At 60.0% G+C, this 25,742-nt stretch carries 18 protein-coding genes; 13 read left to right on the top strand and 5 right to left on the bottom strand.

Annotated features, from left to right (window positions below; translation table 11 throughout):
• Positions 1 to 99: 99 nt before the first annotated feature.
• Positions 100 to 936, top strand: coding sequence for a 23S rRNA (adenine(2030)-N(6))-methyltransferase RlmJ (locus ORL50_RS06030; RefSeq protein WP_266011077.1), 837 nt, complete (start codon positions 100 to 102; stop codon positions 934 to 936).
• A 113-nt stretch (positions 937 to 1,049) separates the two neighbouring features.
• Here the strand turns inward: ORL50_RS06030 and msrA are convergent, their stop codons facing one another.
• From msrA to aceE, 5 genes are all read right to left on the bottom strand, one after another.
• The gene (gene msrA, locus ORL50_RS06025; RefSeq protein WP_266011075.1) at positions 1,050 to 1,697 is read right to left on the bottom strand and encodes a peptide-methionine (S)-S-oxide reductase MsrA; all 648 of its coding nucleotides are present in this window, start codon (positions 1,695 to 1,697) and stop codon (positions 1,050 to 1,052) included.
• An 86-nt stretch (positions 1,698 to 1,783) separates the two neighbouring features.
• Complete coding sequence (locus ORL50_RS06020; protein WP_266011073.1) at positions 1,784 to 4,477, bottom strand: sensor domain-containing phosphodiesterase; 2,694 nt, start codon at positions 4,475 to 4,477, stop codon at positions 1,784 to 1,786.
• Between the two features lie 220 nt (positions 4,478 to 4,697).
• Positions 4,698 to 6,092, bottom strand: a complete 1,395-nt coding sequence (locus tag ORL50_RS06015; RefSeq protein WP_266011070.1) for an alkaline phosphatase D family protein — start codon at positions 6,090 to 6,092, stop codon at positions 4,698 to 4,700.
• A gap of 275 nt (positions 6,093 to 6,367) precedes the next feature.
• Positions 6,368 to 8,329: a dihydrolipoyllysine-residue acetyltransferase gene (aceF, locus tag ORL50_RS06010; RefSeq protein ID WP_266011068.1), complete on the bottom strand. Its 1,962-nt coding sequence runs from the start codon at positions 8,327 to 8,329 to the stop codon at positions 6,368 to 6,370.
• 11 nt (positions 8,330 to 8,340) lie between these two features.
• Positions 8,341 to 10,986 carry a pyruvate dehydrogenase (acetyl-transferring), homodimeric type gene (aceE, locus tag ORL50_RS06005; protein WP_266011066.1) on the bottom strand — a complete coding sequence of 882 codons (2,646 nt, stop codon included), beginning with the start codon at positions 10,984 to 10,986 and terminating at the stop codon, positions 8,341 to 8,343.
• Positions 10,987 to 11,370: 384 nt separating this feature from the next.
• Between aceE and glnE the strand changes: the two genes are divergently transcribed.
• The 12 genes from glnE to ORL50_RS05945 all read left to right on the top strand — a co-directional run bounded on the left by glnE (position 11,371) and on the right by ORL50_RS05945 (position 25,735).
• Positions 11,371 to 14,310 (top strand): bifunctional [glutamate--ammonia ligase]-adenylyl-L-tyrosine phosphorylase/[glutamate--ammonia-ligase] adenylyltransferase, encoded by a 2,940-nt coding sequence (gene glnE / locus ORL50_RS06000; protein ID WP_266011063.1) that lies wholly within the window; start codon positions 11,371 to 11,373, stop codon positions 14,308 to 14,310.
• Between the two features lie 50 nt (positions 14,311 to 14,360).
• Positions 14,361 to 15,395, top strand: coding sequence for a lipopolysaccharide heptosyltransferase II (gene waaF, locus ORL50_RS05995; RefSeq protein WP_266011061.1), 1,035 nt, complete (start codon positions 14,361 to 14,363; stop codon positions 15,393 to 15,395).
• Between the two features lies 1 nt (position 15,396).
• Positions 15,397 to 16,458 carry a lipopolysaccharide heptosyltransferase I gene (waaC, locus tag ORL50_RS05990; RefSeq protein ID WP_266011059.1) on the top strand — a complete coding sequence of 354 codons (1,062 nt, stop codon included), beginning with the start codon at positions 15,397 to 15,399 and terminating at the stop codon, positions 16,456 to 16,458.
• Complete coding sequence (locus ORL50_RS05985) at positions 16,458 to 17,582, top strand: glycosyltransferase family 4 protein (protein WP_266011057.1); 1,125 nt, start codon at positions 16,458 to 16,460, stop codon at positions 17,580 to 17,582. The genes waaC and ORL50_RS05985 overlap by 1 nt, the downstream gene beginning before the upstream one ends.
• Positions 17,579 to 18,385, top strand: a complete 807-nt coding sequence (gene rfaP, locus ORL50_RS05980; RefSeq protein ID WP_266011055.1) for a lipopolysaccharide core heptose(I) kinase RfaP — start codon at positions 17,579 to 17,581, stop codon at positions 18,383 to 18,385. Before ORL50_RS05985 ends, rfaP begins: the two co-directional genes overlap by 4 nt.
• Positions 18,385 to 19,119 carry a lipopolysaccharide kinase InaA family protein gene (locus tag ORL50_RS05975; protein WP_266011053.1) on the top strand — a complete coding sequence of 245 codons (735 nt, stop codon included), beginning with the start codon at positions 18,385 to 18,387 and terminating at the stop codon, positions 19,117 to 19,119. The genes rfaP and ORL50_RS05975 overlap by 1 nt, the downstream gene beginning before the upstream one ends.
• The gene (locus ORL50_RS05970; RefSeq protein WP_266011052.1) at positions 19,116 to 19,868 is read left to right on the top strand and encodes a lipopolysaccharide kinase InaA family protein; all 753 of its coding nucleotides are present in this window, start codon (positions 19,116 to 19,118) and stop codon (positions 19,866 to 19,868) included. The genes ORL50_RS05975 and ORL50_RS05970 overlap by 4 nt, the downstream gene beginning before the upstream one ends.
• Complete coding sequence (locus ORL50_RS05965) at positions 19,868 to 21,319, top strand: lipopolysaccharide kinase InaA family protein (protein WP_266011050.1); 1,452 nt, start codon at positions 19,868 to 19,870, stop codon at positions 21,317 to 21,319. Before ORL50_RS05970 ends, ORL50_RS05965 begins: the two co-directional genes overlap by 1 nt.
• A gap of 147 nt (positions 21,320 to 21,466) precedes the next feature.
• Positions 21,467 to 21,790 (top strand): YceK/YidQ family lipoprotein, encoded by a 324-nt coding sequence (locus tag ORL50_RS05960; RefSeq protein ID WP_416236005.1) that lies wholly within the window; start codon positions 21,467 to 21,469, stop codon positions 21,788 to 21,790.
• Between the two features lie 177 nt (positions 21,791 to 21,967).
• On the top strand, positions 21,968 to 23,725 hold the full coding sequence (locus ORL50_RS05955) for a carbamoyltransferase family protein (protein WP_266011048.1): 1,758 nt from the start codon (positions 21,968 to 21,970) through the stop codon (positions 23,723 to 23,725).
• Positions 23,709 to 24,839 carry a glycosyltransferase gene (locus ORL50_RS05950; protein WP_266011046.1) on the top strand — a complete coding sequence of 377 codons (1,131 nt, stop codon included), beginning with the start codon at positions 23,709 to 23,711 and terminating at the stop codon, positions 24,837 to 24,839. The genes ORL50_RS05955 and ORL50_RS05950 overlap by 17 nt, the downstream gene beginning before the upstream one ends.
• The gene (locus tag ORL50_RS05945; protein ID WP_266011044.1) at positions 24,839 to 25,735 is read left to right on the top strand and encodes an antimicrobial resistance protein Mig-14; all 897 of its coding nucleotides are present in this window, start codon (positions 24,839 to 24,841) and stop codon (positions 25,733 to 25,735) included. Before ORL50_RS05950 ends, ORL50_RS05945 begins: the two co-directional genes overlap by 1 nt.
• The last annotated feature ends 7 nt before the right edge of the window (positions 25,736 to 25,742 follow it).

The following is a 25,742-nucleotide window of genomic DNA, read 5'->3' as shown; positions in this document are numbered from 1 at the left end:
GTTTTTTTATGTCTGGGGCTCGCGTGCGCCCGCTCGGCCGCGAAGCCCTGACGTTGCGCTCGGTACAGGGTAAACTTGCCGGCCTGCGCAGGAGCAATCATGAATTATCGTCACGCCTTCCATGCCGGCAATCACGCCGACGTGTTCAAACACCTGACCTTGACTCGCCTCATCGCCCTGATGTCGCGCAAGGAGCAGCCGTTTGCCTATCTCGATACCCACGCCGGTATCGGCCTGTATGACCTGCAGGGTGATCAGGCCAGCCGAACCGGTGAGTACCTTGAAGGCATCGCGCGTCTGTGGGATCAGCCGGACTTGCCGGCGCTGACCGCCGATTACATGAAGGTGCTGCACGACATGAACCCCGATGGCCAGTTGCGCTATTACCCGGGGTCCCCTGAACTGGCGCGGCGTCTGACGCGGCCACAGGATCGGGTGATGCTCAACGAGAAGCATCCCGAGGATGGCCTGTTGCTCAAGGACAACATGGCTGGCGATCGGCGGGTCAAGGTGCACCTTGGCGAGGGCTGGAATGTGCCACGGGCCATGTTGCCGGTGCAGGAGAAGCGGGCGGTGATGTTGATCGATCCGCCGTTCGAGCAGCTCGATGAGATGCAGCGTTGTGCGGCGTCGTTGAAAGAAGCTGTCGGCCGCATGCGCCAGACAGTGGCGGCGATCTGGTATCCGGTAAAAGATCAGCGCATGTTGCGGCGTTTCTACCAGGACCTGGCAGGCACCGGCGCGCCGAAGCTATTGCGCGTGGAGTTGCTGGTGCATCCGCTCGATACGCCGAACAGCTTGAACGGTTCGGGGTTGGCGATTGCCAATCCGCCTTGGGGGCTGGAGGAGGAGTTGCGGGAATTGCTGCCGTGGTTGTCGCAGAAGCTTGGGCAGACCCAGGGTGGGTGGCAGATGGATTGGTTAATAGCGGAGTAGCGGCGAAGAGTTGCAAGCGGCAAGCTACAAGTAAAAGCGGTGAGTGCATGGCATTTCGCGTAAACCTCGAAGCTTGCCGGGTGCCGCTTGTAGCTTGTAGCTTGTAACTATCTTTAGATCGGGCAAGTCACGCCAGTGCCGCCGATCCCGCAATACCCCTCAGGATTCTTGGCCAGGTACTGCTGGTGATACGCCTCGGCGAAGTAGACCGTTGGCGCTTCGTCGATTTCGGTGGTGATGGTGCCTTTGCCGGCCTTGGTCAACTCGGCCTGGAATACTTTTGCGCTGGCCTTGGCCGCTTCCAGTTGAGTCGGGTTGGTGGCGTAGATCACCGACCGGTATTGCGTGCCGATGTCGTTGCCCTGGCGCATGCCCTGGGTCGGGTTATGCAGTTCCCAGAACATCTTCAACAGTGCTTCGTAGCTGACCTTTGCCGGCTCGTAAACCACCAGCACCACTTCGCTGTGGCCAGTCAGGCCGGAGCAGACTTCTTCGTACGTCGGGTTTGGCGTGAAGCCGCCAGCGTAGCCCACCACTGTGCTGACCACGCCTTCGCGCTGCCAGAATTTGCGTTCCGCACCCCAGAAGCAACCCAGGCCAAAGATCGCGAAATCCACGTCGGTGACAAACGGGCCCAGCAGCGGGGCGTCGTGGACGAAATGTTTTTCCGGCAGGGACATCGGGGATTCGCGGCCAGGCAGAGCTTGTTCTTTAGTCGGGAGCACGTTTTTGTTCACCAGGATTTCCGAGCGCAGAACCATGATCAGTCCTCTCAGTCAGGTTGGATGTAAATAGGTAGACCACCAGTGTGCCCAATAATCCCGGTGGGTGCGATACCTGTGGGCTTTTAGACCAGCGGGCCGCGTGGGTAGCGTTTGAGCTTTTCGATCAGCTCGCTTCCCGGAATTGGCCGGTCGAACAGGTAGCCCTGGCCGACGTCGCAGCGGTGCCGGCGCAGGAACGCCAGCTGTTCGGCGGTCTCGATGCCCTCCGCCACCACCTTGAGTTTCAGGTTGTGAGCCATGGCAATCACTGCCGAGGTGATTTCCATATCGTCCTGGTTATCCGGGATTTCATGAATGAAGCTGCGATCGATCTTGAGGATATCGATCGGGAATTTCTTCAAATAGCTCAGCGACGAGTAGCCGGTGCCGAAGTCGTCCATGGCCAGGGTCAGGCCCAGGCGCTTGAGCTGGTCGAGCTGCAAGTGGGTATCTTCGGTGGCTTCAAGCAGCAGGCCTTCGGTCAGTTCCAGTTCCAGCAGGTTGCCCGGTAGCCTTTCCTCCTTGAGGATATTGGCGATGGAAGCGACCAGGTCGGGGTCGGAGAACTGCTTGGGCGACAGGTTGATTGCCACCTGCAGGTTGCCCAGGCCGGCGGCGGTCAGGTCTTTGCTCATGCGGCAGGCCTGGCGTGCGATCCATTTCCCTATCGGGATGATCAGGCCGGTTTCCTCGGCAACGCTGATGAACTGGTCCGGGCGGATCATGCCCTTGTCCGGGTGGTTCCAGCGCAGCAGCGCCTCCATGCCCAGCAAACGCCCGCTGCGCAGGCACAGCTTGGGTTGGTAGAACACGTCCAGTTCATTCTGGGTCAGGGCGCGACGCAGGTTGTTTTCAACGAACAGTTTGTAGCTGGCCTCGGCATTCAATGCCTCGGTGAACACCTGAACCTGGTGCTTGCCGTTGGCCTTGGCCTTGTGCAAAGCCAGGCCGGCGTTGCGCATCAGGGTCTGCGGATCGCGTCCGTGCAGCGGTGCGCACGCCAGGCCGACGGAGCCGGTGACGCTGATCAGCTGATTATCGACGAACATCGGCTTGTCCAGTGTCGCCAGCAGCTGGTTGGCGACTTGCTGGCCGGTGCACAGGTCGGTGTTGTCCAGCAACACGGCGAACTCGTTGCTGGCAAAACGCGCCAGGCTGCCGCTGGGGCTCAGGCTGTTGCGCAGGCGCCGGGCGAGACTGATCAACAGCTTGTCACCGGTCTGGTGACCGAGGCTGTCGTTGATCCGCTTGAAGTTGTCGATGTCCACCAGCAGCAGGGTGATGGGGGTATCGGTGTCGCGGGCAAAACGTTCGTCGAGGTTGCGAATGAAGGCCGGTCGGTTGCCCAGGTTGGTCAGGTTGTCGGTGTAGGCCAGGCGTTCGATCCGCTGCTGGGCGAGTTTGGTCTGGGTAATGTCTTCGTAAATGCCGATGTAATGCGTGAGCTCGCGATTGTCACCATAGACCTTGGAAATCGACAGCTGGCCCCAGTAGGGTTCGAGGTTTTTGCGCCGGCTTTTGAACTCGCCCTGCCAGCTGTTGCTCTTGGCCAGCGCCGATGTGGCATCGAATAGCAGCTCACTGAGGTTTTCCAGTGCCGGCAGTTGCGACAACTGCTGGCCGTGAACCTCTTCGGTGCTGTACTGGGTGATCGCAGTGAAGCTTGGGTTGACGTACTCCACGACTCCATCGCAATTGACCAGCAGGAAGGCGTTCGCACTCTGTTCCACGGCCCTCTGGAACAGGTGCAGGGCGTTGGTGGCCGTACGGCGGTTGTGATTGCTGATCACTTGGGCGAACTGGTCTGCCAGTTCACCGGCGAAGGCTATTTCGTCCGACTGCCAGGCGCGGGCGGCGGCGCTCTGTTCCAGGCACAGGACCCCGACCACCTGCCCATCGACTCGGACACTGGCATCGAGCATGGCGATAACATCCCGCGGCTGCAGGCATTCGACCAGCTCGCGAGTGCGTGGGTCGCGCATGACATTGTGCGCATCGATGGCGCGGCCGGTGTGCAGGGCTTGCAGATAGTCGGGGAAACCGCTGACATCAATCGGGTCGGGCAACTGATGTTGCTGGCTCGCGCGGTGATAGGCCGAGATCGGAACCAGCATCGAGTCTTCGAGATTCCACAAGCTGGCGCAATCGACCTGGTAGATATCACAGGCGCTGCGGGTGATCAGCTCGGCGGCTTCCTGCAGGGAATTGATGCTGGTGTAGCGCTGGCGGGTCAGCAGGAGGATCAAGTCTTGCTGCGCACGCACCCGTTCCAGGTGCATCAGCTGTTCCTGCTGGGCGCGCTGATTGAGTTCAAGGGCGATTTGCAGGCGCGAGTTCTGGTTTTCCAGGTCCAGCGCCGCCAGCACCGGGCTGCCTTCGAATAGTTCGTCGACTACCAGCAGGTAGCCGCGTAAAAGTTGCCGGTTATGCTGTTTAAATGCTTCACCCAGTTCCAGCAGCTTCAAGGCGCCGGCGGGCGTGTGCAAGGTATAGCGGATCAGGTAACTGGAGGCTTCGGTGAGCTGCTGCTGGATCGCATCATGCAGCTGATGGCGCGCCTGGGGCTCCATCAGGCTGGCGTAGGGTGAGCTGATCAGAGAACAAAGCTCGACAGCCGCCAGGCCAAATTGTCGTTCGCAGTTGGGGTCGAGAAACAGCATCGCCCAGCTGGCTTCATTCAGCCGCTCGAAACGCAGCATGCCGAGCCGCGAGGGCACAGGCAATTGCGTCACTACCTCGACCGCCATTCGGCTCGCGGCATCGGGTTGGCTTTTCATGAAGGGGGACTCGCTTCGAAAGTGCTGGTCGCGCCGGGCTCGCGCCCTCTTTTCTGTTGCGTGTCGCAAGGTTGCATCATTGCGACACCGACTGACAAGAGAGATGGAGGCCAAGTGCTATAAGAATATGTCGGCAGGGTTTGGAAATTCTGCAGTCGTGGGCCGAAAGTATTGTTCCGGCCCGAAAGTATTGCAGTGCCCAGGGCTTTGATCCTGGGTTTCAGCGCAATGGAATTTCCGTCCGTTGCAACAGTTTGCCAGTCCTGTCGTGATAGCTGATGCGCAGCTGTGTGGTATCAATCACTAAATGGGCAAAGTTGTCCTGGCTGATCACCCCGCCGACCAGTTCGTGACGATATTCGCCCGATTCAGTTTCCGCCACTGGCCGGTCGAGAATGAAGCTGGAGGCGGTGGCGTAAGGCAGCATTGTGCTATTGCTCAGGGGGGAGGAGACCAAGGTGTAAGTCTCGAAGTCCGGGTCCTCGCTATGGGTCAGGCGGCTGACAAGCGAGCCATGCACGTCACCGGAGACGATAAACACGTTCTTGATGCGATGCGTGCGGATGATCTCCAGCAGTCGCAGTCGCTGTTCCGGGAAACCTTTCCAGCCATCGTCGCCGTCTCTTATCAGGTCGGGGAACATCATGACGCTGGTAACCACTAACTTGACCCGAGCCGTACTTTGGACCAGCCAGTCACTCAGTTTCAGTTCCTGCTCGGCATCAAGAATGCGGCGGTCGTTGGCGGAAAGATTGCGTCGGGTGCGGCTATCAATGACAAACCATTCGATATCGCCTTCCGAGAACTGATACCAGTATTGACTGGATGCTGGATTGATGTGGCCGTTCTCTAGTAATTGATGAGTGGGACTGTGGCTGGCCTGATATAGCTCGTAAGCGTGCATGGCATTGGCATACATATTATCGTCAGCGCGTTTTCTTTTCGCCGGCCAGTTGTCCTCTATCTCATGGTCATCAAGAATCATATAAGTAGGGATAGTGGACATCAATTTGCTGATGTTGGGTTGGGAAAAAGCAGTGCGGTATTTAACCAGCATCTCAGCGAGCTCTCGATCAGGCGCAATAACGTTCAGGTCGTCCAGATAAACCTGGTCGCCTGTCATCAGCATTGCGCTGATGGGCGGGTCACTTTGCTCTGCAAGTTGTGTGATCGAGGCGAAAATCCGGTCGCTGAGGTGCGGCAGCATTGGTATTCCACCAGACAGCCGCAGGTAGCGACAGGAACCGAAGATATAGGCGCGTGGTTGGGTGACCTGGTCCGAAGGCGTGCGAAAGCGGTAAATATCCTCGGGCCATTGCAGCGCTAACTCGGCCACAGTCTCCACGTTGTGCGTGGGGCTCGTCAGGCTGAACCAGCCCGCCTGGTATTCGTATTGAGTATTGGCAACCAGATCATTCAGGGCGATGACTTGGGACATGTCGCGTACAGTTTCAAGTTTGGTGAAGATGCTTTTCAGCCAACTTTCAGCGCCTAGCCGTCGATATCGAATACCGGCAAACACCTGGGCGTTCACCAGGAACTTGCCGCGCACAAATATGCGAGTGTGATTAGTTGTCGTATGGCCAATGATAGGGCCTACCGATGGTTTGAACATGCTTGAGTCCATTCAATATTGCGCTTATCAAATAAATATTGATATTGGCGCGTTCAGTTAGAGTCGTATCGTCAAGACTATTGATTGAACTCTAAAAAATACTGAGCGGAAATGGACCGGAGTTGTGGGTGATATCAGCCACAACTGTAGGAAGTCTCGGTGAAGAAATTAAGGCAAAAAAAAGCCCCGCCAAATTGGCGGGGTTGAGGTACGAGCGTGGCGCTCGGAAAACGTGGAACGCGACCGGCCCTCCAGTGAAGGAGGGCCGGCCGGTGTTACAGCAAGATCGTGCGGATGTCCGCCAGCAGGTCGCTCAGACGCTTGGTGAAGCGTGCAGCAGCGGCGCCGTTGATCACTCGGTGATCATAGGACAGCGACAGCGGCAACATCAGTTTCGGCTGGAAGGCTTTGCCGTCCCAGACTGGCTGGATAGTTGCCTTGGAAACACCGAGGATCGCCACTTCCGGCGCGTTGACGATCGGCGTGAAGCCGGTGCCGCCAATGTGGCCGAGGCTGGAAATGGTGAAGCAGGCGCCTTGCATGTCGTCAGCGGTGAGCTTCTTGTCGCGGGCTTTGGCGGCCAGCGCAGCGGCTTCGGCTGCCAGTTGCAACAGGCTCTTCTGGTCGACGTTCTTGATGACCGGTACCAGCAGGCCTTCAGGGGTGTCGACCGCGAAGCCGATGTTCACGTATTTCTTGCGGATGATCGCCTTGCCGCTTGGCGCCAGCGAACTGTTGAAGTCCGGCAGTTCCTTGAGCAGGTGCGCGCAGGATTTGAGCAGCAGCGGCAGGATGGTCAGCTTGACGCCAGCCTTCTCCGCAACGGCTTTCTGGGCGATACGGAACGCTTCCAGATCGGTGATATCAGCCGAATCGAACTGAGTCACGTGTGGAATGTTCAGCCAGCTGCGGTGCAGGCTCGACGCGCCGATTTGCATCAGGCGGGTCATCGGCACTTCTTCGGTTTCGCCGAAGCGGCTGAAATCCACAACTGGAATCGGCGGGATGCCCGCGCCACCGGTTGCGCCGCCAGCAGCGGCCGGCGCTTCCTTGGCCTTCTGCATCATGGCCTTGACGTAAACCTGCACGTCTTCTTTGAGGATGCGACCGTGTGGACCGCTGGCGCCGACAGCGCTCAGCTCGACACCGAATTCACGGGCCAGTTGGCGGACGGCCGGGCCGGCGTGGACCTTGGCGCCCGGCTTGGCCGGTGCAGCAGCAGGTGCGGCAGGCGCAGCGGCAGCTGGAGCAGCTTCAGCCTTCGCGGCCGCAGGTGCAGCAGCAGGCGCGGCGGCTGGAGCTGGAGCAGCGGCCGGGGCAGCGCCTTTGACTTTCAGCTTGAGGATCAGGTCGCCGGTACCGACTTCGTCATCCAGCTTGACGGAAATGCTTTCCACCACGCCGGCGGCAGGCGATGGGATTTCCATGCTGGCCTTGTCGGATTCCAGGGTGATCAGCGACTGGTCGGCGGTGACGGTGTCACCGGCCTTGACCAGTACTTCGATGATCTTGGCTTTGCCCGACGAACCGATGTCCGGGACGTGGATGTCCTGGACGCTGTCCGCCACCGGTGCAGCCGGAGCCGCAGCGGCGGGTGCCGGAGCAGCAGCGGCTGGAGCAGCAGCCTGGGCCGGAGCGGCGGCGGCCGGCGCCGCAGCACCTGCCACTTCCAGGTCCAGGATCAGGTCGCCCGTGCCCACTTCGTCATTGAGCTTGACGCTGATGCTCTTGACCACGCCAGCGGCAGGCGATGGGATTTCCATGCTGGCCTTGTCGGACTCCAGGGTGATCAAGGATTGATCAGCCTCGACGGAGTCGCCGACCTTGACCTGGATCTCGATGATCTGGGCCTTGCCCGACGAACCGATGTCCGGCACGTGCACTTGCTGGACCGAAGCGGCAGCCGGTGCAGCAGCAGGCGCAGCGGGTGCAGGTGCAGCAGCCGGAGCTGCTTCAGCCTTGGCCGCCGGAGCAGCGGCAGCCGCAGGAGCGGCCGCAGCCTCACCTTCAACTTCCAGCTCGAGCAGTTCATCGCCTTCTTTCAGGCGATCGCCCAGCTTCACTTTGATGCTTTTGACGATGCCGGCCTTGGGAGCAGGGATTTCCATGCTCGCTTTGTCCGACTCAAGCGTCAGGATGCTCTGGTCGGCTTCCACACGGTCGCCGACCTTCACAAATAGTTCGATTACTTCACCTTCACCGCTGCCGATGTCAGGTACGCGAATGAGTTCGCTCACAGAGTGTCTCCTCAGCAGTCCAGTGGGTTGCGTTTTTCCGGGTTGATGCCGAACTTGGCGATGGCTTCAGCCACCACTTTAGGTTCGATGTCACCACGGTCAGCCAATGCTTCCAGGGCTGCCAACACCACGAATTGACGATCGACTTCGAAGAAGTGACGCAGCTTCTTGCGGCTGTCACTGCGGCCGAAACCGTCGGTGCCCAGGACTTTGAATTCCTTGGACGGGACCCACTGGCGGATTTGTTCAGCGAACAGCTTCATGTAGTCGGTAGAGGCAATGACCGGACCTTTACGGCCGCTCAGGCACTCTTCGACGTAGCTCAGTTGCGGCTTCTGGCCTGGGTGCAGGCGGTTGCTGCGCTCTACGGCCAGACCATCGCGACGCAATTCGTTGAAGCTGGTAACGCTCCAGACGTCGGCGCCGATGTTGAACTCTTCACGCAGGATCTTCGCTGCTTCACGGACTTCACGCAGGATGGTGCCGGAGCCCATCAGCTGAACGTGGTGCGCCGCTTCGCGGGTGTCTTCTTCGAGCAGGTACATGCCCTTGATGATGCCTTCCTCGACACCGGCCGGCATGGCTGGTTGCTGGTAGGACTCGTTCATCACGGTGATGTAGTAGAAAACGTCCTGCTGCTCTTCGGTCATCTTCTTCATGCCGTCCTGGATGATCACCGCCAGCTCGTAGCCGTAGGTTGGATCAAAGGTGCGGCAGTTCGGGATGGTGGCAGCCAGGATGTGGCTGTGACCGTCTTCGTGTTGCAGGCCTTCGCCGTTCAGCGTGGTCCGGCCGGCGGTGCCGCCGATCAGGAAACCACGGGTGCGGCTGTCGCCAGCGGCCCATGCCAGGTCGCCGATACGCTGGAAGCCGAACATCGAGTAGAAGATGTAGAACGGCAGCATTGGCTGGTTGTGGCTGGAGTACGAAGTACCGGCAGCGATGAAGGAGCTCATGGCGCCCGCTTCGTTGATGCCTTCTTCGAGGATCTGGCCCTTCTTGTCTTCCTTGTAGAACATCACCTGGTCTTTATCGACTGGCTCGTAGAGCTGGCCGACGGAGGAGTAGATGCCCAGTTGGCGGAACATGCCTTCCATACCGAAGGTGCGGGCTTCGTCCGGGATGATCGGCACGATGCGCGGGCCAATTTCCTTGTCCTTGACCAGCTGCGCGAGGATCCGCACGAAGGCCATGGTGGTGGAAATTTCACGGTCGCCCGAGCCATCGAGGATAGCCTTGAGGGTGTCCAGCGAAGGAGTCGGCACGCTGAAGCTATTGGCGCGACGCTGTGGCACGAAACCGCCCAGTGCAGTGCGGCGCTCGCTCAGGTAGCGGGCTTCGGCGCTGTTTGGCTCTGGTTTGAAGAACGGCAGGTTCTCCAGCTCTTCGTCTTTTACCGGAATGTCGAAACGATCGCGGAACAACTTCAGGCTGTCGACATCGACTTTCTTGGTGTTGTGCGCAGTGTTCTTCGCTTCGCCGGCACCGGTGCCATAACCCTTGATGGTCTTGGCCAGGATGACGGTAGGTTGTTCTTTGTGATTGACCGCTTCGTGGTACGCCGCGTAGACCTTGTACGGGTCGTGGCCGCCACGGTTGAGTTTCCAGATCTCGTCGTCGGACAGATCAGCAACCATCGCCTTGAGTTCTGGCGAGTTGAAGAAGTGTTCACGTACGAACGCGCCGTCTTTGGCCTTGTAGTTCTGGTACTCGCCGTCGATGACTTCGTCCATGCGACGTTGCAGGATGCCGTCGACGTCCTTGGCCAGCAGTGGGTCCCAGAAACGGCCCCAGATGACTTTGGTCACGTTCCACTGAGCACCGCGGAACACGCCTTCGAGTTCCTGGATGATCTTGCCGTTGCCGCGAACCGGGCCATCGAGGCGCTGCAGGTTGCAGTTGATGACGAAGATCAGGTTGTCGAGCTTCTCGCGGCCAGCCAGCGAGATCGCGCCCAGGGATTCCGGCTCGTCGCACTCGCCGTCACCCAGGAAGCACCAGACTTTCTGCTTGCCTTCAGGGATGAAACCACGGGCTTCCAGGTACTTCATGAAACGAGCCTGGTAGATCGCCTGGATCGGGCCCAGACCCATGGATACAGTCGGGAACTGCCAGAAGTCAGGCATCAGCCAAGGGTGCGGATAGGACGACAGGCCCTGACCGTCTACTTCCTGGCGGAAGTTGTTCATCTGGTCTTCGGTGATACGGCCTTCCATGAACGCACGGGCGTAAACGCCTGGCGAGGTGTGACCCTGGAAGTAGATCAGGTCGCCGCCGTGTTCGTCGGTCGGGGCCTGGAAGAAGTAGTTGAAGCCGATGTCGTACAAGGTTGCGCTGGAGGCGAAGCTGGAGATGTGACCGCCCAGGTCAGAATCTTTCAGGTTCGTACGCATCACCATGGCCATCGCGTTCCAGCGTACCAGCGAGCGAATGCGGCGTTCCATGAACAGGTCGCCAGGCATGCGTGCTTCGTGGGTAACTGGAATGGTGTTGCGGTATGGCGTGGTGATGGCGTAAGGCAACTGCGAACCGCTACGGGTTGCGAGTTCGCCCATACGGGTCATCAGATAGTGGGCACGGTCTTCGCCTTCTTTGTCGAGAACCGATTCCAGGGCGTCCAGCCATTCCTGGGTTTCGACGGGATCGAGGTCTTGCATGGCTTGCTCCAGGGCGGAAAGGCTTCCAGAATCGGTTGCCTGAGTTTGCGACTGGCCTTGTGGGCAGACGATATAAATTCTTGGATTGCCGAGAGGTAGGTTCCGGCGGCGTGTAGTTTTACTACAAATCATCGGGCATTTCAGCTATCCGAATGTATATACGAGTAGTAAAACTACAGATGAGCGGCTTGTGGCCTCCGGCTGCGTTGTGAGAATAATCGTTAAGGTTGGTCTTTTGCCAACCGAAAAAGGTGAAAGCTTGATGATCGCTGCCAACATTAAAACTATTTCAGCTATTTCTAACCTTTGTTCGACAGTCGATCAGGTAGTGGCTTTTCGAAATTCACTACAAGCAGCCCGTTCCACGCCGATCAAGGATAGACCATGAGCCTCCCTGCGCTTGCCGAACTGCCCGCCATTCTCCTGCCATTGGTCACCCGCGCCGAGCAGTCGTTCCGAACTGCCGTTGAGGCGCTGGAGGACGATCACGGTTTGTCTGCCTGGACACCTGAGCGATGGGCGCAGTTTGCCCGGGTGACCGCCGCCAGCGACTTCGTGATTGAACAATCAGTGCGTGACCCGCTGATGTTGCTGGAGCTGGTGCAGTCCGAAGAGCTGGATCGTAATTTTGCCCCGGGCGAGTTGTGCGCGCAGATCGCCGCAGCAGTAAACCAGGCCGAGACCGAAGACGAACTCGGGCGATCGTTGCGCCGCCAGCGCACTCGACATCAGGTGCGGATCATCTGGCGCGACCTGACCCGCCAAGCCGATTTGGTGCAGAGCTGCCGCGACCTCTCGGACATGGCCGACGCCAGCATCGACCAGGCTTATCAATGGCTGTACGCGCGTCATTGCCAGCAGTTCGGTGTGCCGACCGGCCGGCGCAGTGGCGAACCGCAGCAGATGGTCATCCTCGGCATGGGCAAGCTCGGCGCGGTGGAGCTGAACCTGTCTTCGGACATTGACCTGATCTTCGCCTATCCCGAAGGCGGTGAAACAGTGGGCGTCAAACGTTCGCTGGATAATCAGGAATTCTTCATCCGCCTGGGCCAGCGCTTGATCAAGGCGCTGGACCCGATGACCGTCGACGGCTTTGTTTTCCGCGTCGACATGCGCCTGCGACCTTATGGTTCGGCGGGAGCGTTAGTGCTGAGCTTCAATGCGCTGGAGCAGTATTACCAGGATCAGGGGCGCGACTGGGAGCGCTACGCCATGATCAAGTCGCGAGTCGTGGCGGGGGACCAAGTGGCCGGTGCGCAATTGCAGGAGATGCTGCGCCCGTTCGTCTACCGGCGTTACCTGGACTTTTCGGCCATCGAAGCGCTGCGCACGATGAAGCAGTTGATCCAGCAGGAAGTGCGGCGCAAAGGCATGGCCGACAACATCAAGCTCGGCTCCGGCGGTATCCGCGAGGTGGAGTTCATCGCCCAGGCTTTCCAGCTGATTCACGGCGGTCGTGACCTCAGCCTGCAGCAGCGTCCGCTGTTAAAGGTGCTCAGCACTCTGGAAGGCCAGGGTTACCTGCCGCCAGCCGTGGTCAGCGAGCTGCGCGAAGGTTATGAATTCCTGCGTTACACCGAACATGCGATCCAGGCGATTGCCGACCGCCAGACCCAGATGTTGCCCGATGGCGCCCAGGATCAGGCGCGTATCGCTTTTATGCTGGGATTTGCCGACTGGCCGGCGTTTCATGAACAGTTGATGTATTGGCGTGATCGGGTGGCCTGGCACTTCGGCCAGGTGATTGCCGATCCGGACGAAGAAGAAGGCACCGAAAGCGAAGTGGTGGTCGGCGGTGAATGGTTGCCATTGTGGGAGGAGGCCCAGGATGAAGAGGCCGCCTGCCGCCAGTTGGAAGAGGGCGGTTTTGCTGATGCGACCAAGGCCCTGAAGGCTCTTGCCAGTTTGCGCGGCAGCCCGCAGCTGCGCGCCATGCAACGGCTCGGGCGTGAGCGGCTGGATGCGTTTATTCCGCGATTGCTGGCCCAGGCGGTGGAGCACGCCAACCCGGACCTGGTGCTGGAGCGGGTACTGCCGTTGGTGGAAGCCGTCGCCCGTCGCTCGGCCTACCTGGTATTGCTCACCGAAAACCCCGGGGCGTTACGCCGGTTGTTGACCTTGTGCGCGGCGAGCCCGTGGATTGCCGAGCAGATCACCCGGTTCCCGCTGCTTCTCGACGAGCTGCTCAACGAAGGTCGCTTATTCAAGCCACCCCTGGCGCCGGAGCTGGCGGCGGAACTGCGTGAACGGCTGACGCGGATTCCCGAGGACGACCTCGAGCAGCAAATGGAAGCCCTGAGGCACTTCAAGCTGGCGCATCGGTTGCGGGTGGCCGCGTCGGAAATCGCCGGCAGCCTGCCGCTGATGAAGGTCAGCGATTACCTGACCTGGCTGGCCGAAGCCATTCTGGAACAGGTGCTGGCGCTGGCCTGGCGGCAGACGGTGGCCAAATACGGCACTCCGCTGCGCACCGACGGCACATTGTGCGATCCCGGCTTCATCATTGTCGGTTATGGCAAAGTCGGCGGCCTGGAACTCGGGCATGGTTCGGACCTGGACCTGGTGTTTATCCACGATGGCGACCCGCAGGCGGAAACCGATGGGGCGAAATCCATCGATGGCGCGCAATTTTTTACCCGGCTGGGACAGCGCATCATTCACTTGCTGACGACCCAGACCAACTCCGGCCAACTGTACGAAGTGGATATGCGCCTGCGACCGTCCGGTGCGTCAGGGCTGCTGGTGAGTTCGCTCGGCGCGTTTTCCCGTTACCAGGAGAACGAAGCCTGGACCTGGGAGCATCAGGCATTGGTGCGGGCAAGAGTGCTGGTCGGCAGCCAGGACGTCGGCCAGGCCTTTGAGAAGGTGCGCGCCACAGTGCTGGGCAAGGCCAGGGACTTGCCAACCCTGCGCCAGGAGGTCAGCGAGATGCGTGCAAAAATGCGCGATAACCTTGGCAGCAAGAGCACGGCGGCCGGCACAGCCGCAAATGCCTTCGAGGCCACGGCGCCGTTCGATCTCAAGCAGGACGCCGGAGGTATCGTCGATATTGAATTTATGGTGCAATACGCGGCCCTGGCGTGGTCGCAAACGCACCCGTCATTGCTACGCTGGACCGACAACATCCGTATTCTGGAAGGGCTGGAAGAGGAAGGCTTGATGCCCGCCGCAGACGCCAGCCTGTTGCGCGAGGCCTACAAGGCCTACCGCTCCGCCGCCCACCGGCAGGCCTTGCAGAAGGACGCCGGGGTTATTCCAGGCGATCAGTTCGTGGACGAACGACGGCAAGTATTGCGGATCTGGCGTGAGCTGGGGCTAAGCTGATTCACGAGGCGGGGAGGCGTAGGCCTCCCCGGTTCGTTTTTGGAAACCACATGAAAATTCTGATCGTTGGGCCCAGTTGGGTCGGTGACATGGTGATGGCGCAGACACTCTTTCAGTGTCTCAAGCAACGCCACCCGCATTGCGAAATCGACGTCCTGGCCCCCGAGTGGAGCCGGCCGATCCTGGAGCGCATGCCCGAAGTCCGCCAGGCCTTGAGCTTTCCGCTCGGCCACGGCGCCTTGGAGCTGGCCACCCGGCGGCGTATCGGCAAATCCCTGGCTGGCCAGTATGACCAGGCGATCCTGCTGCCCAATTCGTTGAAGTCGGCGCTGGTGCCGTTCTTTGCCGGCATCCCGAAACGCACCGGCTGGCGCGGCGAATTTCGCTACGGTTTGCTCAACGACGTGCGCACGTTGGACAAGGAACGTTATCCGCTGATGATCGAGCGGTTCATGGCCCTGGCCTTCGAACCTGGCGTCGAGCTGCCCAAACCCTATCCTCGCCCGGCGCTGCAGATCGATCCGGTCACCCGGCAAGCGGCGTTGGCCAAGTTCGGCTTGAGCCTGGATAGGCCTGTGCTGGCGCTGTGTCCGGGTGCCGAGTTCGGCGAATCCAAGCGCTGGCCGTCCGAGCATTACGCCAAGGTCGCCGAAACCAAGATTCGTGAAGGTTGGCAGGTTTGGCTGTTCGGTTCGAAAAACGATCACTCGGTCGGCGAAGACATCCGCGCCCGGTTGATTCCCGGCTTGCGCGAAGAGTCGGTGAACCTCAGCGGCGGCACGTCCCTGGCCGAGGCCATCGATCTGCTGTCCTGCGCCGACTCGGTGGTGTCCAACGATTCCGGGCTGATGCACGTCGCCGCAGCCCTGAATCGACCGTTGGTGGCCGTGTACGGCTCCACTTCGCCAGGGTTCACCCCGCCTCTGGCCGAACATGTCGAAATCGTCCGCCTGGGTATCGAATGCAGCCCCTGCTTCGACCGTACGTGCCGTTTCGGCCATTACAACTGCCTGCGCCAGCTTATGCCGCAAGCCGTGAACGAAGCCTTGCAGCGGTTGCAGGGCACTGTGGTCGAGGTCAATTAATTTGCGGGTCCTGCTGATCAAGACTTCTTCGCTTGGCGACGTGATCCATGCGTTGCCGGCGCTGACGGACGCGGCCCGGGCGATTCCCGGCATTCAATTCGACTGGGTGGTGGAAGAGGGCTTCGCGGAAATCCCGACCTGGCATCCGGCGGTGGGCAAGGTGATTCCGGTAGCGATTCGTCGCTGGCGCAAAAACATCTGGCAGACCATCAAAAGCGGCGAGTGGAAGCGCTTCAAACAGAGCATTCGCGCGACAAAATATGACCTGGTGATCGATGCCCAAGGCCTGTTGAAAAGTGCCTTGCTGACGCGCTATGTCAAGGCTCCGGTGGCCGGTCTCGACAAAGGTTCGGCGCGTGAGCCGATAGCGGCGCGTTTTTATGATCGGCGCCTGGCCGTTGCTCGTGGCCAGCATGCGGTGGAGCGAGTGCGCCAGTTGTTCGCCATCGCCCTGGGCTACGACCTGCCCAAGGGTCTGGGCGACTATGGCCTCAACGTTGAACGCCTGGTCGAGCTGCCGCGCAAGAATCCTTACGTGCTGTTCCTGCACGGCACTACCTGGGACACCAAGCACTGGCCCGAGGCCTATTGGCGAGAGCTGGCCGAGCGTGTCGGCTACCTGGGTGTCGGAGTGAAGCTGGCGTGGGGCAACACGGCCGAGAAAGAGCGGGCGGAGCGCATTGCCAAGGACATGCGCCACGTTGAAGTCCTGCCCAAGCTGAACCTGGCGGGCGTTGGCAAGATTCTGGCCGGCGCGCAGGCCTGTGTGGCGGTGGATACGGGGCTGGGCCATTTGGCCGCAGCGCTGGACGTGCCGACATTGTCGCTGTTCGGACCGACCAATCCTGGCCTGACCGGCGCCTACGGCAAGTCGCAGATTCACATCGCCAGCGACTTCCCCTGCGCACCTTGCCTGCAAAAGAAATGCACTTATCAGCCGACGGCCGAAGATGCCAGCCGGTTTGACCTGAAACGCGAGTGGCCACTGTGCTTCACGCGTTTGAATCCCGAGCGTGTCGCGACCCGACTGAGCACGTTGTTACTGGCTGAGGAGCTGCGCTGATGCAATTGGCATTCGTCTTGTACAAGTATTTTCCATTCGGCGGCCTGCAGCGTGATTTCATGCGCATCGCCCTGGAGTGCCAGCAGCGCGGCCACCAGATTCGCGTCTATACGCTGATCTGGGAGGGTGATATTCCCCCGGGCTTTGAAGTGCTGGTGGCGCCGGTCAAGGCGTTCTTCAATCACCGTCGCAACGAAAAACTCAGTGAGTGGATGGCTGCGGACCTGGCCAAGCGTCCGGTGGACCGCCTGATCGGCTTCAATAAGATGCCCGGCCTGGATGTCTACTACGCCGCCGACGGTTGCTTCGAAGACAAGGCCCAGAACCTGCGCAACTCGCTGTACCGTCGCTGGGGACGCTACCGGCACTTTGCCGAGTATGAGCGTGCGGTGTTCGCCAAGGATGCCAAGACTGAAGTCCTGATGATTTCCGAAGTCCAGCAACCGCTGTTCATCAAGCATTATGGGACCCCGCTGGAGCGCTTCCATCTGTTGCCGCCGGGCATCTCCCAGGATCGCCGCGCCCCCGCCAACGCCGCCGAAATTCGGGCTGAATTCCGTCGCGAATTCAGCTTGAAGGAAGATGAACTGCTGCTGGTACAAATCGGCTCCGGGTTCAAGACCAAGGGTGTGGATCGCAGCCTCAAGGCGCTGGCCGCACTGCCTGCCGACCTGAAAAAGCGTACCCGGCTGTTTGTAATTGGCCAGGACGACCCCAAGATATTCCAAATGCAGAGCGCCACTTTGGGACTTGGCGACAACGTGACCTTCCTCAAGGGGCGCAGCGATATCCCGCGTTTCCTGCTGGGGGCGGACCTGTTGATCCACCCGGCCTATAACGAAAACACCGGGACCGTGCTGCTCGAAGCCCTGGTTGCAGGCCTGCCGGTGCTGGTGAGCGCGGTCTGCGGCTACGCCCACTACATCGCCGAGGCAGACGCCGGGCGGGTGTTGGACGAACCTTTCGATCAAGCGCAGCTCACCCAATACCTGGCCGACATGCTGAACGACGCTCAGGCACGTGCGGCCTGGAGTCGCAACGGTCTGGCCTTCGCCGACACGGCCGACCTCTACAGCATGCCGCAACACGCGGCCGATGTGATTCTGGCGGAGCAGGCTAAATGAAATTGATGTTGGCTGAACCGTTCAAGAGCCTTTGGGCTGGACGCGACCCTTTCACCGAAGTCGAACGCCTCGAAGGCGAGGTCTATCGCGAGCTGGAGGCGCGCCGCACCTTGCGCACCGAAGTCGACGGACGCGGGTTTTTCGTGAAAATCCACCGTGGCATTGGCTGGGGTGAAATCTTCAAGAACCTGCTTACCGCCAAGCTGCCGGTACTCGGCGCCGGCCAGGAATGGAAGGCGATCCAGCGCCTCAAGGAAGTGGGCGTGCCGAGCATGACGGCGGTGGCTTATGGGGAAAAGGGCAGCAATCCGGCCGACCAGCATTCGTTCATTATCACCGAAGAGCTGGCGCCGACCGTCAGCCTCGAAGACTTCAGTATCGATTGGGTAAAGAACCCGCCGGAACCAAAGCTCAAGCGTGCGCTGATCGCCGAAGTGGCGCGCATGACCGGCATGATGCATCGCGCCGGCGTCAACCACCGTGACTGCTATATCTGCCACTTCCTGCTGCACACCGACAAACCGGTGACGGCTGAAGATTTCAAGCTTTCGGTAATCGATCTGCACCGCGCCCAGACCCGCCCGGCAATCACCCAACGCTGGCGCAACAAGGACCTGGCCGCGCTGTACTTTTCGGCCCTCGATATCGGCTTGACCCGCCGTGACAAGCTGCGCTTCCTCAAAGGTTACTTCCAGCAGCCGCTGCGGCAGATCCTCGGCCAGGAAGCGGGATTGCTCGCCTGGCTCGAAGGCAAGGCGAACAAACTTTACGATCGCAAGCAGCGGTACGGAGATGCGCTCTGATGTCCGGTTGGAACCTGGAGCCTGGATACAGCGAGTTGGCCAAAGACTTCGGTAGCCTTGATGCGGTGTTTGCGCTTCAGGGCGAACGCCTGACCCGCGATCCACTGTCGGAAGTCATCCGAGTCGAACGCAATGGCGTCAATTACTACGTCAAGCGCTATGTTGGCGCTGGCAAAGGCCTGCGACGCTACTTGGGCAAACCACGGGTCAAGGCTGAATGGCAGAACCTCAAACGTTTCGCCAAATGGGGCATCCCTACTGCCGAAGTAGTGGCGTGGGGCCTGGAGCGGCGGGGCGCAGCCTATGATCGGGGCGCGATGATCACTCGCGAACTGCCGCGCACCGAAGACCTGTCGGCGCTGGCCGAACGGCGTGATCCGAAACTCCAGGACCGCGCCTGGGTCGACGTCGTCAGCCGACAATTGGCGGGTTATACCCGGACCATGCACGACCATCGGTTCACCCACAACGATCTGAAGTGGCGCAACCTGTTGATTGACGATCAGGCTCGGCTGTTCCTGATCGATTGCCCGAACGGCGACTTCTGGCGCGGCTTCTGGCTCAAGTATCGAATCACCAAGGACCTGGCGTGCCTGGACAAGGTCGCCAAGTATCAGCTGTCCGCCACCCAGCGCCTGCGGTTTTACTTGCAGTACCGCCAGCGTGATCGGCTGAATGAAGCGGATAAGAAGCGCATTCGCCACGTTGTCAGATTTTTCGAGGGTCGCGAATGACTGATTTTCTCGCCGCTGAGGATCGCGCGTTGCTGGAGCGCCATGGTCTCGCCACCTTCGACGCACTGTGGGCAAAGCAATTGGACGCGGTAGACGAGCCGAACACTGCGCGCGGTGGCTGGAGCAGCGTGTTCCGCCTGGACCTCGAAGGCCACGGCTACTACCTCAAGCGCCAGAGCAATTACCAGATGCGGACCTTGCACGCACCTTTTGGTGAGCCAAGCTTCGCCCGTGAGTTCCGCAACATCAGCCGCTATGAAAGCCTGGGCATTCCAGCGTTGAAAGCGGCGTTCTTCGGTGAGCGCAAAGTCGACGGCGAAGTCCGGGCGATTCTGCTGACACGTGCACTGGACGGCTGGGATGATCTCGATTCGCTGCTGCAGCGTTGGTCGCAACTGACCGAGCCAGAGCATTCGGCAATCATTCAGGCCTGTGCTCAACTGGCGCGGCGCCTGCACGGCGCGCGCCAGGTGCACGGCTGTTTTTATCCCAAGCACATTTTCCTGCAAACCACCGCGAGCGGCTATCGTGCCCAACTGATCGACCTGGAAAAGACCCGGCCTTTGCTGCTGGGGCTGCGCGACCGGGTCAAGGATCTCGAGCCTCTGCTGCGTCGGGCGCCGCAGTGGACTGACGCCCAGCTGCGCGAGTTGCTGGCGGTTTATCTGGATCAGCCGGTGACCAGTTCAATGATCGACAGCTGGTTGCTGCGCTTGGGCGCGCGGCGCGGCTACAAGGAGTCGCGCTGATGCGTTTGTCCGAACTGAAGAGCGCGGGCCGTAATCCGAGCCTGCCACTGAGCATTACATTGGCTGATGCAGCCGGGCCTGCTGACCTGCAATTGCTGAGTTTGTTGCGCGTGCTGCCAGGGCAGCGTTATGTCGGCGCCGGTGTATGGCGTGGTCGCCCGGTGCTGGCCAAGTTGCTGGTAGGTGGCAAGGCTTCGCGTCACTTCCAGCGCGAACTCGATGGCGTGCGCTTGCTCGCTGATCAAGGCTTGACCACCCCGTTGCTGCTGGCTGACGGCTTGAAGGAAGGCGAGGGCGGCTGGCTGCTGTTCGATTTCCTTGAGGGCGCAGAGAGCCTGGGCGATGCCTGGAAGCAGGTCGAAACTTTACCAATGCTCGCCGACGAGCAGTCTGCCGTCCTCGCGGATGCGCTGGGGGCGATCGGCCAGATGCACCGCAAAGGCTTGTGGCAGGAAGACTTGCATCTGGACAACCTGTTGCGTCAGCGCGGCCGGCTGTATTTGATTGATGGCGCGGGGATCTGCGCGCAAACGCCCGGCCAGCCACTCTCGCGGCAGAAAGTACTGGAAAATCTCGGGGTGTTTTTCGCCCAGCTGCCAAAATCCCTGGAGCCTTTCACCGAAGAACTCTTGGTGTATTACCTGCTGAGCAATGGCGAGCATGCCTTGCCCATGGAGGCGTTGCAGAAGCAGATCGACAAGGTCCGTACTTGGCGGCTCAAGGACTTCCTGATCAAGGTGGGGCGCGAGTGCTCGCTGTTCAGCGTCCAGCGCGGGGCGTTTGCCTTGCGCGCAATCCGGCGTGAGGAAGAGGCAGCGATGCTGCCAGTGCTGGAGCAGGCGGATGCCTTGCTCGATCAGGGCCATCTGTACAAGACCGGTGGCGCAGCGAGCGTAGGAAAAGTCGAGATTGATGGCCGCACGCTGGTCATCAAGCGATACAACATCAAGGGGTTTGCCCACTGGTTGAAACGCTTCTGGCGTCCGAGTCGTGCCTGGCACTCATGGCGCGAAGGCAATCGCCTGGCCTTCCTTGGCATTGCCACGCCCAAGCCGCTGGCCTTGCTGGAAACGCGGTTTTTCTGGCTGCGCAGTAAAGCGTATCTGGTCACTGAATACCTGCCAGGGCCGGACATCATCGAGCGTTTTGCGCCCTATGTTGAGAGCGGTGAAGCGCCGGAGGCGGAGTTGCTGGCGTTGGATCATTTGTTCGCCGAGTTGATCGGCGAACGCATCAGCCACGGTGATTTCAAAGGTCATAACCTGTTCTGGCATCAGGATCGCTGGGCGCTGATCGATCTGGACTCGATGTGCCAGCATGCATCGGCAAGTAGTTTTGCCCCGGCATATGCGCGAGATCGGGCGCGATTCATACGTAACTGGCCGCAGGACAGTGCGCTGCATCAGGTTATTGATCGGCGGCTGCCTAAGGGTGTTGGTGGCGAGGCCTGAGCAGGCGCACTCCTACAGGGCGAGGTTGTGCGATTAGCCGGACAAACTCTTGTGAAATGTCCTACGTGATCTACAGAGGCCATGAACTGTGCCCTGGCCCGCCCCGATGCTAACTTGCCTGACGTTCACGCAGGGCAGGTTTTGATCATGAAAAGGATGGTAGTCATCGGGGCATTGTCATTTGCGTTATCCGGCTGCGGAACCGCCATGACGGTCATACAGGGCGATGCCGATGCGGCTCGTGATCTGAGGAAACACAAAACCAACTGTCAGTCCATTCCGCGTGTCTACAGTGGCCTGGCCTATGACTTTTGCGTACTAGATGCACCACCCGATCACAGCGGCTTTCTGGTGCCATTCCTGCTCCTCGACCTTCCTCTGTCTGGCATCTTTGATACCCTTTCCCTGCCCTACACGATTTACCGGCAGGCAACCGAGGGCAGTATCGGCATTTATCGGAACCGGCCGTAGATGGCCGGGGTAGGCAGCCTTTCCGGGGCTCATCGTCACGGGCTAATAAGCGCTGGGTCATTCCCGCCCTGTTTACGCTATAATCCCGCCCTTTAGCTGTCTCTCGCCGCTTGCGAGGGCACATCAATTTTTCGAGGCGCATTGCGCCTGCATGCAGACTAAAGAGGCTAGACCCCTGTGGCATTGACGATTCTTGGCCTGTCCGGCGCCCTTAGCCATGATCCTTCCGCAGCCTTGTATATCGACGGCAAGCTGGTCGCGGCGGCTGAGGAAGAGCGCTTTGTGCGCGATAAACATGCAAAGAACCGCATGCCCTACGAATCGGCGAAGTTCTGCCTCGAACAGGCGGGCATCAAGCCTTCCGACGTCGACGTGGTTGCGATTCCTTTCGCGCCCATCAGCCTGTTCGGCGAAGCTCGCTGGCACTACGCCAAGCGTTACTGGTACGCCCCGGATCGCGCGCTCGATGCAATCCTGATGGGCAACCGTCGCTACAAGCGCTATCGCAACAAGATTGTCTGGTGCCTCGAGCAACTGGGCTTCGATCCGAAAAAAATCAAGATCGAGCCGGTCGAGCATCACCTGGCCCACGCCTCCAGCGCCTACCACTGCTCCGGTTTCAAGGAGAAAACCGCGATCCTCGGGATCGACGGCAAGGGCGAGTACGCCACGACTTTCTTCGGTTATGGCGAGAACGGCAAGATCCACAAGATCAAGGAATTCTTCGATCCTGACTCCCTGGGCGGCCTGTATGGCGCGATCACCGAGTTCCTCGGTTTCGAGATGCTCGATGGAGAGTTCAAGGTCATGGGCATGGCGCCTTATGGCGATGCCAGCAAATACGACTTTTCGCGCCTGGCATCCTTCGAGAACGGCGAGCTGGTGATCAACACCGACTACGCCAACGTGATCGGCCTGCGTCGTTATAAAGAGAAAGGCAAGGGGTTCTACTTCTCGCCGAAGCTGATCGAGTGGCTGGGACCCAAGCGCGAAGGTGACATCGCCGACGAGCCGTACATCCACTACGCCGCGAGCATGCAGGCGCTGTTCGAGAAACTGGCGTTGCAGATGATCGACCATTACCTAGGCGACGTGCTCAAGGAAACCGGCAAGCTGGCTTTCGCCGGCGGCTGTGCGTTGAACGTCAAGCTGAACCAGAAAATCATCGCCCGCGATGACGTCAAGGAACTGTTCGTCCAGCCAGCATCCGGCGACGCCGGTACCGCAGTCGGTGCTGCGGCTTATGTGTCGCACGCCCGTGGTGTGCCGGTCGAGAAGATGGAACACGTGTACCTCGGCCCGTCGTACTCCAACGAAGACGTGCTGGCAGCATGCGCCCGTCACCCGAGCAAGCCGGTGTGGCGCAAGCTCGAGAACATGCCGGAAAACATCGCCAAAATCATGGTCGATGGCAACCCGGTGGCCTGGTTCCAGGGACGGATGGAGTTCGGTCCGCGTGCCTTGGGTGGCCGTTCCATCATCGGTTGCCCGAGCGCCACTGGCGTGGCTGACCGCATCAACCACCAGATCAAGTTCCGCGAGCGCTGGAGGCCTTTCTGCCCGTCGATGCTCGACACCGTTGCCCCACAGATGATCAAGATCGATCATCCGGCGCCCTTCATGACCTTCACCTTTGAAGTGGCTGAAGAGTGGAAGACCCGAGTGCCGGAGGTTGTCCACGAAGATGGCACCTCCCGAGCACAAGTGCTCAAGCGCGAGTACAACCCGCGCTACTACGACATGATGAAGGCGCTGGAAGTACTGACCGGCAACGGTGTGTCCCTCAACACCTCGCTCAACCGTCGTGGCGAACCGATGATCTGCTCGCCGACGGACGCCCTGAACATGTTCTTCGGTTCCGACCTGCAGTATCTGATCATGGAAGACATTCTGGTGGTCAAAGAGGGCGCAGACGCATATGACACGCTCGGCTGAACGCCATGTGCTGCAGTTTTGTCACGGCTATGACGGGCCGTTTCTGGACTGCGCCCGGCAGTACGCCAGCCTGTTCGCGGGGACCGGTTATCGGGTGACCACGGTGTTTCTTACCGGGGCTGCCGATGCCGAAGTCGCCGCGGGCTGTGCTTCCGATGAAGTGTTGTTCATGGAGTACAGCTCAAAGGCCATTCGTGGCCTGAAGCTGGGCGCCATCGGCGATCTGCGCAAGATCGCCGCCTCGCGCAATTTCAGCTTCTGCATCGCCCACCGTTTTAAACCGATCTATATCGCTTTGCTCGGTACATCGTTGCCAGTCATTGGCGTGCACCACGCTTTTGGCGATTACAAGCGCGGCACACGCAAACTATTCGCGCATATTTTCCGCAAGCGCCTGAGCTTGCTCGGGGTTTCCGATGCGGTGCGCGACGATATGCGCAAGTGCCTGCCGAAATGGCCGGCCTCGCGGATTCAGACGCTCTACAACCGTATCGATGTGCAAGCGTTGCAAGACAGCCAGCTGCCGAAAGCGCAAGCCCGGGAGACCCTTGGCTTATCGGTGGACGCGTGGATAGTCGGTAACGTCGGACGCCTGCATCCTGATAAGGACCAGGCCACCCTGTTGAACGGTTTTGCCAGGGCTTTGCCGAATTTGCCGGCGAACAGCCAGATGGTGATCCTCGGGACTGGCCGTCTGGAACAGGACCTCAAGTCCCTCGCCCGTGAGTTGGGTATCGGCGACCGGGTGCTGTTCCTCGGGCAGGTCCCCGAGGCTCGTCGTTACTTCCGCGCCTTCGATGTATTTGCCCTGAGCTCCGATCACGAACCGTTCGGCATGGTGCTGCTTGAAGCCATGGCCGCGGGCGTGCCACTGCTGGCGACTGCAGCGGGTGGTGCTAAGGAAGTGGTCGAAGGTGTCGGTATCCTGTTTCCCCTGGGGGATGCCGAGCATCTTGCTCAAGGGCTGCAGCATCTGGCCGCGATGGACGATCAACAGCGCCGTCAATGTGCCGAGCTGATGCTTGATCGCTTGCACGAGCGCTTTTCCGATCGCGCGGTAAGTGACGCATTCTGGCGTTTGCCGCGTGTTACCGAACTGGCAACGAGGGGCTGATGCTCAACCGACTTCAAGGCTGGCGCGAACGAGGCTGGGCAGTAATCGACGCCTCGACCTATGCTGATGCCTGGCACCGTTATGGCGGTAGCGTCGCTACTCATCCGATGGTGGTCGAAAGGCTGGCACAGCTGGCCGATATCCCGGTGCGTTATCTGGCATGGGAGCAAAAAGGCGAAATCACGGCCGCTGTCCCGACCTGGGGCCGTGATCTGGCACTGTCCAAGGATGTGCTCAAGCGTCGGGGTAAAAAAGGCCTGTTCGACCTGGGCAACGCCGAACTCATTCTGCCGGCCGCTGCCGAAGCCCAGGCGCCTCTGCGACATCGTGCACGCTACCTTTCTGCGCTGAACGAAGGGCGATTCACCGGGATCAAGCTGCAAGCCGAGCAGTTGGCCATGGCGCGTACCCCCGAAGAGCTGTCGAAGAAATTCCGCTACAACCAGCGTCGTGAACTGCGTTTGCTTGAAGAAGCAGGTGGTGTGGTGCGACCGGTTGGCGATTTTTCCAGCAGTGAACTGGCAGCGATCTATTGCGATCTGTTCCAGCGTCGCTGGGGTTTTCCGGCGACAGGTGCCGAGCGCATGGCCGAGGTCATCGAGTTGTTGCAGGACCTGCTGATGGGTTCGGTCATTTTCCTCAATGATGCGCCGATTGCGATACAGCTGGTCTACCGGGTTGAAGCGCCGCAGTGGATCAGCGTTGAGTACATCAATGGCGGCGTCGACCCTGAAACCCGCGAATTCAGTCCTGGCAGCGTTCTGAGCTTTCTCAACACGCAAAGTGCCTGGGAACATGCCCGGGCGCTGGACAAACCCTTGCGTTTCTCCTTCGGTCGAGCCGATAGGGAATACAAGGATCGCTGGTGCAACCCTGTCCCGGTATTCACTGTATGAATCAGCC

The sequence above is a fragment of the Pseudomonas sp. RIT-562 genome (genome assembly GCF_026241895.1).
Taxonomy (GTDB): domain Bacteria; phylum Pseudomonadota; class Gammaproteobacteria; order Pseudomonadales; family Pseudomonadaceae; genus Aquipseudomonas; species Aquipseudomonas mandelii_F.
This window is presented reverse-complemented; position numbering and strand designations above follow the sequence as displayed.

Bases quoted from the DNA above. Each gene is read 5' to 3' on its own strand.
- glnE (WP_266011063.1), top strand. From the start codon at position 11,371: ATGAGCCTCCCTGCGCTTGCCGAACTGCCCGCCATTCTCCTGCCATTG.
- waaF (WP_266011061.1), top strand. From the start codon at position 14,361: ATGAAAATTCTGATCGTTGGGCCCAGTTGGGTCGGTGACATGGTGATG.
- ORL50_RS05945 (WP_266011044.1), top strand. From the start codon at position 24,839: ATGCTCAACCGACTTCAAGGCTGGCGCGAACGAGGCTGGGCAGTAATC.
- aceE (WP_266011066.1), bottom strand. From the start codon at position 10,986: ATGCAAGACCTCGATCCCGTCGAAACCCAGGAATGGCTGGACGCCCTG.
- ORL50_RS05960 (WP_416236005.1), top strand. From the start codon at position 21,467: ATGAAAAGGATGGTAGTCATCGGGGCATTGTCATTTGCGTTATCCGGC.
- ORL50_RS05985 (WP_266011057.1), top strand. From the start codon at position 16,458: ATGCAATTGGCATTCGTCTTGTACAAGTATTTTCCATTCGGCGGCCTG.
- ORL50_RS05965 (WP_266011050.1), top strand. From the start codon at position 19,868: ATGCGTTTGTCCGAACTGAAGAGCGCGGGCCGTAATCCGAGCCTGCCA.
- ORL50_RS06015 (WP_266011070.1), bottom strand. From the start codon at position 6,092: ATGTTCAAACCATCGGTAGGCCCTATCATTGGCCATACGACAACTAAT.
- ORL50_RS06030 (WP_266011077.1), top strand. From the start codon at position 100: ATGAATTATCGTCACGCCTTCCATGCCGGCAATCACGCCGACGTGTTC.
- ORL50_RS05950 (WP_266011046.1), top strand. From the start codon at position 23,709: ATGACACGCTCGGCTGAACGCCATGTGCTGCAGTTTTGTCACGGCTAT.
- ORL50_RS06020 (WP_266011073.1), bottom strand. From the start codon at position 4,477: ATGAAAAGCCAACCCGATGCCGCGAGCCGAATGGCGGTCGAGGTAGTG.
- msrA (WP_266011075.1), bottom strand. From the start codon at position 1,697: ATGGTTCTGCGCTCGGAAATCCTGGTGAACAAAAACGTGCTCCCGACT.
- ORL50_RS05975 (WP_266011053.1), top strand. From the start codon at position 18,385: ATGTCCGGTTGGAACCTGGAGCCTGGATACAGCGAGTTGGCCAAAGAC.
- ORL50_RS05970 (WP_266011052.1), top strand. From the start codon at position 19,116: ATGACTGATTTTCTCGCCGCTGAGGATCGCGCGTTGCTGGAGCGCCAT.
- rfaP (WP_266011055.1), top strand. From the start codon at position 17,579: ATGAAATTGATGTTGGCTGAACCGTTCAAGAGCCTTTGGGCTGGACGC.